This window comes from Phytobacter sp. MRY16-398 (assembly GCF_003925915.1).
GTDB lineage: Bacteria > Pseudomonadota > Gammaproteobacteria > Enterobacterales > Enterobacteriaceae > Phytobacter > Phytobacter diazotrophicus.
The window spans coordinates 4,568,335-4,580,929 of sequence record NZ_AP018756.1 but is presented as its reverse complement, the minus strand read 5'-3'; the positions used below and the strand labels follow the sequence as shown (position 1 = coordinate 4,580,929).

The window sequence follows — 12,595 nt, the reverse complement described above, 5'->3', positions numbered from 1 at the left end:
AACCGGGCCAGCGTGCGGAACTTAACGCGTGTTCTGCTTGATGAACTGATGAATTGTGGTGTCCTGAGACATATCCGCGATGGTGTCGGTCAACACGCTGTTAACGGCATTCGTGATCTTGTCGTTAGTCGCCTGGAGTGCGCCTTCAACGTTATAGCTGGCGCGGTAGTTTTTCGTCATTTTATTGCCGTTAGCTGCGGTTGCGATAATCGCAATATCCGCTTTCGTGGCAATGCTGTAACGCAGGTTGCCCTGAGAAACATCGGCATACAGCTGGTTAACAATGATTTGCAGGTTAGCCGCACCGCTTGGGCCGATCATATAACCGCGTGCAGTCATTTGTTTTTCCAACACTTCTTGTAGCAAGAAGCGCAGGTCGCGGGATGCCGTTAGGGTAACCAGTTGGTTATCGCGGGTGACTTTTGCCAGTGCCTGGTCAGGACGCTGGTCTGCGCCAGTGATGCTCACTGTAACGCCCATCAGGCTAGGATCCTGCTGTGGCAGCGTAATCTTCGGTGACACTTCAAGAGTGGTTGGCGGGGTGGCGCACCCGGCCAGCATAAATAAAGCGACCAATGGGAAGAGAAGTTTTTTTAACATGTTCAGGCTCTCAGTGGATCTTAAGCTTAGATAGGGAAAATTCTTGCCATCATAACATCGCCGTCAACAAGGGGAAGTCCTCAATGCATGTAAATTCATCGCCTTGTGCTTTTTTTAACCGCACGAACGATTTGCTCTGTCGAACATGACGTCATTTTTGACCTTTTCAGTAGAGTTCATACCTTTGACTGAGAAAATAGGACGAAAGCTAAATTTTTGTTGTTTTCTTGTTATGAACACGATAAAAGCGGCTAACATTTAAAGGGATGGGTCGCATCTCAGCGTTGTCGGAGGAGTCCTTTCATGATGATACGTGAGCAGATAGAAGATAAATTAAGGGCAGCGTTTGAACCCGTGTTCCTCGAAGTTGTTGATGAAAGCTATCGTCACAATGTACCGGCCGGTTCCGAAAGCCATTTCAAAGTTGTGCTGGTCAGTGACCGCTTTTCCGGGGAGCGTTTCCTCAACCGTCACCGTATGATCTACGGCACCCTTGCGGCGGAACTCTCGTCCACCGTTCATGCACTGGCTCTGCATACCTACACGATTAAGGAGTGGGAAGGTCTGCAGGACACCGTTTTCGCCTCGCCGCCATGCAGGGGAGCAGGCAGCATCGCGTAAAACGCATTTGCAACTGCCTGAGCTTTTCCAGTATGTTGCGTACAGTTTAAGTAAAAACGGCCTGCGGGCCGTTTTGTTTTGTCTGAGTTTTGAGCGAGAAGCGCAATTTTTAGGTCAAAATTACCTCGGAATTGTGAAAAATGGCGCAACAATGCGGCGTTCCCGTTCTCGACTCACTAAAGTGATGCCGCTATAATGCCGCGTCTTTATATATGAACGTCTTCGGGATGATTCTGGTGACAGGGAATGTATATCTGATTTGAGAGAGCATCCCGGTTCTGCGAAGCCCTATGACAGCTTCCAGAGTAGAGTTGACCGAGCACTGTGATTTTTTGAGGTAACAAGATGCAAGTTTCAGTTGAAACCACTCAGGGCCTTGGGCGCCGTGTAACGATTACTATCGCTGCTGACAGCATCGAGACCGCTGTGAAGAGCGAGCTGGTTAACGTAGCGAAGAAAGTACGTATTGACGGCTTCCGTAAAGGCAAAGTACCGATGAATGTCGTTGCTCAGCGTTATGGCGCCTCCGTACGTCAGGACGTACTGGGCGAACTGATGAGCCGCAACTTTATTGACGCGATCATTCAGGAAAAAATCAACCCGGCTGGCGCACCGAACTATGTTCCGGGCGAATACAAACTGGGCGAAGACTTTACCTACTCCGTAGAATTCGAAGTTTATCCGGAAGTTGAGCTGAAAGGCCTGGAAACTATCGAAGTTGAAAAACCGGTTGTAGAAGTGACCGACGCTGACGTCGACACTATGCTGGACACCCTGCGTAAACAACAAGCAACCTGGAAAGATAAAGATGGTGCTGTTGACGCGGAAGACCGTGTGACTGTTGATTTCACTGGCTCTGTAGACGGTGAAGAGTTCGAAGGCGGCAAAGCCACTGATTTCGTGCTGGCGATGGGCCAGGGTCGTATGATCCCAGGCTTTGAAGACGGCATTAAAGGCCACAAAGCGGGTGACGAGTTCACCATCGACGTGACCTTCCCGGAAGACTACCACGCTGAAAACCTGAAAGGTAAAGCGGCGAAATTCGTTATCAACCTGAAAAAAGTTGAAGAACGCGAGCTGCCGGAACTGACCGAAGAGTTCATCAAACGTTTCGGCGTTGAAGATGGTTCTGTTGCTGGTCTGCGTGCAGAAGTACGTAAGAACATGGACCGTGAGCTGAAAGGCGCAGTGCGTAACCGCATCAAGTCTCAGGCAATCGAAGGTCTGGTGAAAGCGAACGAGATCGAAATCCCGTCAGCCCTGATCGACAGCGAAATCGACGTTCTGCGTCGTCAGGCTGCTCAGCGCTTCGGTGGTAACGAGAAACAAGCGCTGGAACTGCCGCGTGAGCTGTTTGAAGAGCAGGCTAAACGCCGCGTGATCGTTGGTCTGCTGCTGGGCGAAGTGATTCGCACCAACGAGCTGAAAGCTGACGAAGAACGCGTGAAAGGTCTGATCGAAGAGATGGCTTCTGCTTACGAAGATCCGACCGAAGTTATCGAATTCTACAGCAAAAACAAAGAGCTGACCGATAACATGCGTAACGTCGCTCTGGAAGAACAGGCTGTTGAAGCTGTACTGGCAAAAGCAAAAGTGACTGAGAAAGCAACCAGCTTCCAGGAACTGATGAACCAGCAGGCTTAATTTACTCATCCGGTATAAAGAGTAAACAATAAGCCCGTCACCTTCTGGTGACGGGCTTTTTTTATCGCATTGATGTTATCAGAAGTGTGCTAAAAGGGCGTTTCAGTGTTAGCGTAACAGCAAAAGGTTGTTATGCTTGAAATAAGGTGTGGTCATCCCCATTAAGGGACTATCGACTGTGAACACTCTGGCTGATAATCCGTCCGTGAGGGGGCGTAGTCAGACCTGGCTCACTCAAGTACAATCAGTACAGCAGGTTATTTATTTTTAGATCCAGGAGACGGACATGTCATACAGCGGCGAACGAGATACCTTTGCACCCCATATGGCCCTGGTGCCAATGGTTATTGAACAGACCTCACGCGGTGAGCGCTCTTTTGATATCTACTCCCGTCTTCTTAAGGAACGTGTCATTTTCATGACGGGTCAGGTTGAAGACCACATGGCAAACCTGATCGTGGCGCAGATGTTGTTCCTGGAAGCGGAGAATCCGGAAAAAGATATTTACCTGTATATTAACTCTCCGGGTGGCGTTATCACCGCCGGAATGTCAATTTACGACACCATGCAATTTATTAAGCCTGACGTCAGCACCATTTGTATGGGCCAGGCCGCGTCCATGGGCGCATTCCTGCTGACGGCGGGAGCAAAAGGCAAGCGTTTCTGCCTGCCAAACTCACGCGTGATGATTCACCAGCCGCTGGGTGGTTACCAGGGGCAGGCGACGGATATTGAGATCCACGCCCGTGAAATCCTGAAAGTGAAAGGGCGTATGAACGAACTTATGGCGCACCATACGGGTCAATCTTTAGAGCAAATTGAACGAGATACAGAACGTGACCGTTTCCTCTCTGCGAACGAAGCCGTCGAATACGGTCTGGTTGATTCAATTTTGACCCATCGTAATTAATGCTCAGGCCGGAGTAGTGCCGCTATAATGAATATCGAGCGGCACTACGCTGGCAAGCGTTTTGCGCCTGGAATGGCATTTGCGTCGTCATGTGCGGCACAAAGAACAGAAAAGAGGTTTTGACTCATGACAGATAAACGCAAAGATGGTTCGGGCAAACTGTTGTACTGCTCTTTTTGCGGCAAAAGCCAGCATGAAGTGCGCAAGCTCATTGCCGGGCCGTCCGTGTATATCTGCGACGAATGTGTTGATCTGTGTAACGACATTATTCGCGAAGAGATTAAAGAAGTTGCGCCGCATCGCGAGCGCAGTGCACTGCCGACCCCGCACGAGATTCGCCATCACCTGGACGATTATGTTATCGGCCAGGAACAGGCGAAAAAAGTGTTGGCCGTCGCGGTATACAACCACTACAAACGTCTGCGCAACGGCGACACCAGCAATGGTGTTGAGCTGGGCAAAAGTAACATTCTGCTGATCGGGCCAACCGGTTCCGGTAAAACGCTGCTGGCTGAAACACTGGCGCGCCTGCTGGATGTTCCGTTTACCATGGCGGATGCCACCACACTGACCGAAGCGGGTTATGTGGGTGAAGACGTTGAAAACATCATCCAGAAACTGTTGCAGAAGTGCGATTACGACGTACAAAAAGCGCAGCGCGGCATCGTCTACATTGATGAGATCGATAAGATCTCGCGTAAGTCTGATAATCCGTCTATCACCCGTGATGTATCCGGTGAAGGTGTACAGCAGGCGTTGCTGAAACTGATCGAAGGTACCGTGGCAGCCGTGCCGCCGCAGGGTGGTCGTAAACACCCGCAACAGGAATTCTTACAGGTTGATACCTCCAAGATCCTGTTCATTTGTGGTGGCGCATTCGCCGGTCTGGATAAAGTGATTTCCCATCGTGTTGAAACCGGTTCTGGTATCGGCTTTGGCGCGACGGTAAAAGCGAAATCCGAAAAAGCGAATGAAGGCGAACTGCTGGCCCAGGTTGAGCCGGAAGATCTGATCAAATTTGGTCTGATCCCGGAATTTATTGGTCGTCTGCCGGTGGTGGCAACCCTCAACGAGCTGAGCGAAGAAGCGCTGATTCAGATCCTGAAAGAGCCGAAAAATGCCCTGACTAAACAGTATCAGGCGCTGTTCAATCTTGAAGGTGTGGATCTGGAGTTCCGTGACGAAGCCTTGACCGCTATCGCGAAGAAAGCGATGGTGCGTAAAACGGGTGCGCGTGGTCTGCGTTCCATCGTTGAAGCGGCGTTGCTGGACACCATGTATGATCTGCCGTCTCTGGAAGAGGTCGACAAAGTGGTTATTGATGAGTCCGTCATCGCCGGGCAAAGCAAACCGCTGTTGATCTACGGTAAGCACGAAGCGCAACAGGCATCTGGTGAATAATTCACCAATCCATACATACGGTTAATGAAAAAGGGGGGATTTTATCTCCCCTTTTATTTTTCCTGATTCTCGCCGTTGAATGTGTGGGAAACATCCCCATATACTGCTTTACATGTTAATGGTGCGTGTTGCACAGTCACGTCACCGGATTACCTGGCGGACATTAAACTAAGAGAGAGCTCTATGAATCCTGAGCGTTCTGAACGCATTGAAATCCCCGTATTGCCGTTGCGCGATGTGGTGGTTTATCCGCACATGGTCATACCCCTGTTTGTAGGGCGGGAAAAATCTATCCGTTGTCTTGAAGCGGCCATGGACCATGATAAAAAAATCATGTTGGTTGCACAGAAAGAAGCCTCAACGGATGAGCCGGGTGTAAACGATCTTTTCACCGTCGGGACCGTGGCCTCTATTCTGCAGATGCTGAAACTGCCTGACGGCACTGTCAAAGTGCTGGTGGAAGGTCTGCAGCGCGCGCGCATTACCACGCTGTCGGATAATGGCGAACATTTCACGGCTAAAGCGGAATATCTCGATTCCCCGGCCATTGATGAGCGCGAGCAGGAAGTGCTGGTACGCACTGCCATCAGCCAGTTTGAAGGCTATATCAAGCTCAACAAAAAAATCCCACCGGAAGTGCTGACTTCGCTGAACAGCATTGACGACCCTGCGCGTCTGGCCGATACCATTGCCGCGCATATGCCATTGAAACTGGCCGACAAACAGTCCGTTCTGGAGATGTCCGACGTTAATGAACGTCTGGAATATCTGATGGCGATGATGGAATCGGAAATTGACCTGCTGCAGGTCGAGAAACGTATCCGTAATCGCGTTAAAAAACAGATGGAGAAATCTCAGCGCGAGTACTACCTGAACGAGCAGATGAAGGCTATTCAGAAAGAACTCGGCGAGATGGATGACGCGCCGGATGAAAACGAAGCGCTGAAACGCAAAATCGACGCGGCCAAAATGCCAAAAGAGGCAAAAGAGAAGGCCGAAGCCGAACTGCAGAAACTAAAAATGATGTCCCCGATGTCTGCGGAAGCCACCGTGGTCCGCGGTTATATCGAGTGGATGATTCAGGTTCCGTGGTATGCGCGCAGCAAAGTGAAAAAAGACCTGCGTCAGGCGCAGGAAGTGCTCGATACCGACCACTATGGCCTTGAGCGTGTCAAAGACCGCATCCTTGAGTATCTCGCGGTACAAAGCCGTATGAACAAACTCAAAGGCCCAATCCTGTGTCTGGTTGGACCGCCGGGGGTGGGTAAAACCTCTCTGGGTCAGTCCATCGCCAAAGCGACAGGACGTAAGTACATCCGTATGGCGCTGGGCGGCGTGCGTGACGAAGCTGAAATTCGCGGTCACCGTCGTACCTACATTGGCTCCATGCCAGGCAAACTGATCCAGAAGATGGCCAAAGTGGGCGTGAAAAACCCGCTGTTTCTGCTCGATGAGATCGACAAAATGTCTTCGGACATGCGTGGCGATCCAGCATCTGCTCTGCTGGAAGTGCTTGATCCGGAACAGAACGTTGCATTTAGCGATCACTATCTGGAAGTGGATTACGATCTCAGCGATGTCATGTTTGTCGCGACGTCTAACTCCATGAACATTCCGGCACCGCTGCTCGATCGTATGGAAGTCATCCGTCTTTCCGGTTACACGGAAGATGAGAAGCTGAATATTGCTAAACAGCATCTGCTGACGAAACAGATCGAACGTAATGCGCTCAAACCGACGGAACTGACCGTGGATGACAGCGCCATTGTCGGCATCATCCGTTATTACACCCGTGAAGCGGGCGTGCGTAGCCTTGAGCGTGAAATCTCGAAATTGTGCCGTAAAGCGGTGAAACAGCTACTGATGGATCCGACACTGAAACACATCGAGATTAACGGGGACAATCTGCACGATTACCTGGGCGTTCAGCGCTTTGACTATGGCCGCGCGGATGACGAAAACCGTGTGGGTCAGGTAACCGGGCTGGCGTGGACCGAAGTCGGCGGCGACCTGCTGACCATCGAAACCGCGTGCGTACCGGGCAAAGGCAAGCTGACTTATACCGGTTCGCTTGGTGAAGTTATGCAGGAATCTATCCAGGCCGCGCTGACCGTGGTGCGTGCACGGGCGGAAAAACTCGGTATTAACGGGGATTTCTACGAAAAACGCGATATTCACGTTCACGTACCGGAAGGGGCTACGCCGAAAGACGGCCCGAGCGCCGGTATCGCGATGTGTACCGCGCTGGTTTCTTGCCTGACAGGCAACCCGGTACGTGCTGATGTGGCGATGACGGGTGAAATTACCCTGCGTGGTCAGGTTCTGCCGATTGGTGGCCTGAAAGAAAAACTGCTGGCGGCGCACCGTGGCGGGATCAAAACCGTACTAATTCCTTACGAGAACAAACGCGATCTTGAGGAAATTCCGGAAAACGTCATTGCCGACCTGGACATCCATCCGGTTAAGCGCATTGACGAGGTTCTGGCCCTGGCATTGCAAAACGAACCGTTTGGTATGCAGGTCGCGACCGTAAAATAGTGACCGCGCGCAAAGAGCGTTGATAAAAACAAGGCTGGTAAGGCATTTCGGACTTGCCAGCCTTTTTTTGTATAGCTAATTTAGATTGCTGGTTGGGTGTGTCATCATCAACTGGTGTTGTAAGGGCATGACAGGCCTGATATAACTGCTGCGCGGTCGCGCTGTGAAGGACTCAGGCGCGATATAAATTATAAAGAGAGGAAGAGAAGAGTGAATAAATCTCAACTGATAGACAAGATTGCCGCGGGGGCTGACATCTCTAAAGCGGCTGCTGGACGTGCGTTAGATGCTTTAATTGCTTCTGTTACTGAATCTCTGAAAGAAGGGGACGATGTAGCGCTGGTAGGTTTTGGTACTTTTGCTGTTAAAGAGCGTGCTGCGCGTACAGGTCGCAACCCTCAGACCGGCAAAGAAATCACTATCGCCGCAGCTAAGGTTCCGGGCTTCCGCGCTGGCAAGGCACTGAAAGACGCGGTTAACTGATCGCTTCCCTGTGGGAGGTGAAAAGTACAAGGGCGCATCGAGAGATGTGCCTTTTTTATTTATTCAGTCACTCTTATCTGAGTTTCTGCGAGTTGTGGGCTGACAATTGCCCCCTTTTCTTGTCAAAATACGACCCTATACGCAGCGTCGGGAAACTGAGTGACTGCGAGAGGTCTACAGTCACCTACAGCGGAGTGTTGTTACACCATGATGGACAATTTACGCACGGCAGCAAACAGCATCGTGCTCAAGATCATTTTCGGCGTCATTATCGTGTCGTTCATTTTGACCGGCGTCAGTAGCTACCTTATTGGCGGTAACAATAATTATGCCGCAAAGGTAAATGACCAGGAGATTGGTCGCGCACAATTCGAAAATGCGGTTGCCAGTGAACGTAATCGTATGCAGCAGCAACTGGGTGACCAGTTCTCAGAGCTGGCCGCGAATGAAAACTATATCAAATCCATGCGTCAGCAGGTGCTGAACCGCCTTATCGACGAAGCACTGCTGGACCAGTACGCGCATAACCTGCACCTGGGCATCAGCGATGAGCAGGTTAAGAAAGCGATTTTCTCCACCCAGGCTTTCCAGACCAACGGTAAATTCGATAACGACCGTTTCAACGGCATCGTCAACCAGATGGGTATGAATGCAGATCAGTATGCACAGGCGCTGCGCAACCAACTGACCTCTCAGCAACTGATCAACGCGATTGCGGGTACGGACTTCATGCTCAAAGGTGAGACGGATGAACTGGCGGCGCTGGTTTCCCAGCAGCGCGTTGTGCGTCAGGCGCTGATCGACGTGAATGCGCTGGCGGCAAAACAGACCGTAAGCGATCAGGAGATCGCCGGCTTCTATGAGCAGAATAAAACCCGCTTTGTCTCTCCGGAGCAGTTCCGTGTCAGCTATATCAAGTTGGATGCGGCCAATATGCAGCAGGACGTCAGCGATGCGGATATTCAGTCTTACTATGATCAGCACATGGATCAGTTCACGCAGCCGCAGCGTAATCGCTATAGCGTTATTCAGACCAAAACAGAAGATGACGCGAAAGCCGTGCTGGACGCACTGAGCAAAGGGGCAGATTTTGCCGCACTGGCGAAAGAAAAATCCACCGACATTATCTCTGCCCGTAACGGCGGTGATATGGGGTGGCTGGAGCCGGCCACCACACCTGATGAACTGAAAAATTCAGGTCTGAAAGACAAAGGCCAACTGTCAGGCGTGATCAAATCCTCCGTTGGCTTCCTGGTTGTTCGTCTTGATGACATTCAGCCTGCAAAAGCTAAACCGCTGAGCGACGTTCATGACGAGATCGCCGCGAAAGTGAAGCAGGATAAGGCACTGGATGCCTGGTATGCCCTGCAACAGAAGGTGAGCGAAGCCGCAAGTAACGATAATGAATCTCTGGCGGGTGCTGAGCAAGTCGCCGGGACAAAAGCCGTTGAAACGGGCTGGTTTAGCCGTGACAGCCTGCCGCAAGAACTTAATTTTAAACCGGTTGCCAATGCTATTTTTGACGGTGGTCTGGTGGGTGTGAACGGTGCGCCGGGCAGTAACTCTGACATTATTACTGTCGATGGCGACCGCGCCTTCGTGTTGCGTGTGAGTGAGCATAAAGCAGAGGCGGTTAAGCCACTGGAAGAGGTTAAAGCTCAGGTCAGTGAGATCGTTAAACACAACAAAGCGGAGCAGCAGGCCAAACTGGATGCTGACAAGCTGATCGCTGAACTGAAAGCGGGTAAAGGCGATGATGCGCTGAAAGCCGCAGGGTTAAGCTTTGGCGCGGCGAAAACCTTGACTCGTACCGGTCAGGATCCGATTAGCCAGGCGGCATTCAGCCTGCCGTTGCCGGAGAAAGACAAACCGGGTTATGGCGTAGCGAACGATGCCCAGGGCAATGTCGCGATTCTGGCGTTAGATGAAGTGAAAGCTGGCACCATGCCGGACGACCAGAAGAAAGCGATGGTTCAGGGTATTACCCAGAACAATGCACAGATCGCTTTCGAGGCGCTGATGACCAACCTGCGTAAAGAGGCCAAAATCAAACTTGGCGCGATTATGGAACAGCAGGAATAGCGAGACGCTTCCCACAAATATTGCAACGCTTTGCAATTCAAAAGGCCGCTTTCGCGGCCTTTTCCACATTTGCGCTTCGCCATTTGTCCCGTTTTTCCCGGTTGTTTATCGTAGCCTCGTTGTTAAACACCAAGGAGAAACAGCATGAAACATGGAATCAAAGTACTTTTACTGACCCTTTCTTTTGCCTGTGCTGGTATCAGCCATAGTACGCTGGCAGCCCCCAATGGCGGTGGTGCGAAAGCGCCAGTGGTACAAACCAAAGCCGATAATGTCGCGACGCCGGGTGCTAAAACTCCCGACACGGCAAAAAGCACTGATGATGACGGTACAAGGGTTAGCATTAATACCGCCAGCGCTGAGGATCTGGCGCGGGTGATGAATGGCGTGGGCATGAAAAAAGCGCAGGCGATTGTGAGCTACCGGCAAGAGTACGGTCCCTTTAAGACTCTGGACGATCTGAAACAGGTGCCTGGTATGGGGAGCGCGCTTGTTGAACGCAACCTCGGAAATCTGACCCTATAAAAGATGATGCTTGCGTAGTGGCGAAATTTTGCCAGACTAAAGAGGTCATACCAGTTATGACCTCTGTTCCTATAACAAAAGTAAAGGTTAAAGCGCTATGCAGACTCAGATCAAAGTTCGTGGTTATCACCTCGATGTCTATCAGCATGTGAACAATGCCCGTTATCTGGAATTCCTGGAAGAAGCGCGTTGGGATGGGCTGGAAAACAATGAAAACTTTAAGTGGATGACGACGAATAACATCGCATTCGTGGTCGTCAACATCAATATCAATTACCGTCGTCCTGCCGTGCTGGGCGACCGCCTGACGGTGACCAGCCACGTTAAACAGATTAACGGACGAAGCGGCGTGCTCAGCCAGGTCGTGACGCTGGAACCGGGAGGTGAAGTGGTGGCCGATGCGTTAGTGACCTTTGTGTGTATTGATCTTAAAACGCAAAAGGCGCTGGCGCTGGAAGGGGAGTTACGTGAAAGGCTGGAAGAGATGATCCGCGAAGAGGCGTGACAGTCGCAAAAATCTCCCGGATGCGGCATAAATGCCTTATCCGGGCTACCACCGGTTTTCTCCCTCTCCCCCTGGGAGAGGGTTGGGGTGAGGGGAATATGCGGCCCGGGAGGTGGGTTCCGTTCACCTTATGTTCATGGCGAAATGTCACCTCCGGACACGTGAACGGGTAAAGGGGAACACCGCGTTCCCCTTTACAATCCCCGCGGCCCCGCAAAAAATCGGTGCTTCGCACTGCGTTCGCCTCCCGCCCCGCTGCCTGCGGTCGGTTTGACTCGACGTCCTGTCTCGACAAACCTCAGTCCGCCATCCCTGGCGGCCTGACCTTGCCATCGGGTCTTCGTCTCACCGATTTCAGCGGGGACTCAACCCCCTCGCTGCACGCCCTGCGCCAGGGGGGCACAAAGATGTCGCTGTGGTTGTCATGCGGGAAAACGAGTCAGCCATGGTTAACAAGGTTGAAGACGTTCACAGTATCTACACGATTATCGCAGTGGATACAAATTGTAGCCCGGGGAAGCCATGTTCCCGGTTCATACCGCAGCGCACCCGGGAACCCAGAAGGGTACGTTACTTCAACCCGGTTTTCTTTTTCATGGCAGCCATCACCGCGGTCTTATCGGCCAGGTAATGGCTCAGGCCATTCGCCCGCAGGTTACAGGCGGCGCACTGTCCGCAGCCATCGCCTTTGATGCCGTTATAGCAGGTCAACGTCTCATTGCGCACCAGTTCCAGCTTGCCCCAGTAATCTGCCAGCGCCCAGGTTTCGGCTTTGTCTATCCACATCAATGGCGTTTCAAAGCGAATGTCTTTCGCCATGCCCAGAGTAACCGCATGGTTCAGGGCTTTGACAAACTCATCGCGGCAGTCCGGATAACCGGAAAAATCGGTTTCGCAAACGCCGGTGATCACTGCTTCGGCCTGCACCTGATATGCGTAAATGGCCGCCAGGGTCAAAAACAGAATATTGCGCCCGGGTACGAACGTATTCGGGATACCACTGGCATCAGGCTGATAATCCGGTACCGGGATGCTGTCGCGCGTCAGGCTGCTGACGGCCAGTTCATTCAGTAACGTTACGTCCAGCACTTTGTGCGCACGTGCGCCTAACTGTAATGCCAGTTCACGCGCCACATCGATTTCCGCACGATGACGCTGACCATAATCGAAGGTGACACAATGCACTTCATCGTATTGTTGCAACGCCTGAACCAGACAGGTTGTGGAATCCTGCCCGCCACTAAACACGACTACGGCACGTTTCATAATTATTCCCGGTATTCATT

The 12,595-nt window shown here is 51.7% G+C and carries 11 protein-coding genes; 9 read left to right on the top strand and 2 right to left on the bottom strand.

The features are described 5' to 3' along the window. Positions 1-21: 21 nt before the first annotated feature. Positions 22-600, bottom strand: coding sequence for a lipoprotein (locus MRY16398_RS22505; RefSeq protein WP_041852504.1), 579 nt, complete (start codon positions 598-600; stop codon positions 22-24). A gap of 303 nt (positions 601-903) precedes the next feature. Between MRY16398_RS22505 and bolA the strand changes: the two genes are divergently transcribed. The 9 genes from bolA (at position 904) to MRY16398_RS22455 (ending at position 11,309) form a co-directional block, all read left to right on the top strand. Beyond that, the gene (gene bolA / locus MRY16398_RS22500; RefSeq protein WP_041852503.1) at positions 904-1,221 is read left to right on the top strand and encodes a transcriptional regulator BolA; all 318 of its coding nucleotides are present in this window, start codon (positions 904-906) and stop codon (positions 1,219-1,221) included. A gap of 345 nt (positions 1,222-1,566) precedes the next feature. Continuing rightward, complete coding sequence (tig, locus tag MRY16398_RS22490; RefSeq protein WP_041852502.1) at positions 1,567-2,865, top strand: trigger factor; 1,299 nt, start codon at positions 1,567-1,569, stop codon at positions 2,863-2,865. Positions 2,866-3,151: 286 nt separating this feature from the next. Beyond that, positions 3,152-3,775, top strand: coding sequence for an ATP-dependent Clp endopeptidase proteolytic subunit ClpP (clpP, locus tag MRY16398_RS22485; protein ID WP_041852501.1), 624 nt, complete (start codon positions 3,152-3,154; stop codon positions 3,773-3,775). Positions 3,776-3,901: 126 nt separating this feature from the next. Further along, positions 3,902-5,176: an ATP-dependent protease ATP-binding subunit ClpX gene (gene clpX, locus MRY16398_RS22480; RefSeq protein ID WP_041852500.1), complete on the top strand. Its 1,275-nt coding sequence runs from the start codon at positions 3,902-3,904 to the stop codon at positions 5,174-5,176. 183 nt (positions 5,177-5,359) lie between these two features. After that, on the top strand, positions 5,360-7,714 hold the full coding sequence (gene lon, locus MRY16398_RS22475; RefSeq protein ID WP_071195832.1) for an endopeptidase La: 2,355 nt from the start codon (positions 5,360-5,362) through the stop codon (positions 7,712-7,714). 210 nt (positions 7,715-7,924) lie between these two features. Further along, a complete protein-coding gene (hupB, locus tag MRY16398_RS22470) occupies positions 7,925-8,197 on the top strand; it encodes a nucleoid-associated protein HU-beta (RefSeq protein ID WP_041852498.1) in 273 nt (90 codons plus the stop codon). 207 nt (positions 8,198-8,404) lie between these two features. Further along, positions 8,405-10,279 (top strand): peptidylprolyl isomerase, encoded by a 1,875-nt coding sequence (ppiD, locus tag MRY16398_RS22465; RefSeq protein ID WP_071195831.1) that lies wholly within the window; start codon positions 8,405-8,407, stop codon positions 10,277-10,279. A 144-nt stretch (positions 10,280-10,423) separates the two neighbouring features. Continuing rightward, positions 10,424-10,804 (top strand): helix-hairpin-helix domain-containing protein, encoded by a 381-nt coding sequence (locus tag MRY16398_RS22460; protein ID WP_125125215.1) that lies wholly within the window; start codon positions 10,424-10,426, stop codon positions 10,802-10,804. A gap of 97 nt (positions 10,805-10,901) precedes the next feature. After that, positions 10,902-11,309 (top strand): YbgC/FadM family acyl-CoA thioesterase, encoded by a 408-nt coding sequence (locus MRY16398_RS22455; RefSeq protein ID WP_041852495.1) that lies wholly within the window; start codon positions 10,902-10,904, stop codon positions 11,307-11,309. Between the two features lie 570 nt (positions 11,310-11,879). Here the strand turns inward: MRY16398_RS22455 and queC are convergent. Next, a complete protein-coding gene (gene queC, locus MRY16398_RS22450; RefSeq protein WP_041852494.1) occupies positions 11,880-12,575 on the bottom strand; it encodes a 7-cyano-7-deazaguanine synthase QueC in 696 nt (231 codons plus the stop codon). Between the last annotated feature and the right edge of the window lie 20 nt (positions 12,576-12,595).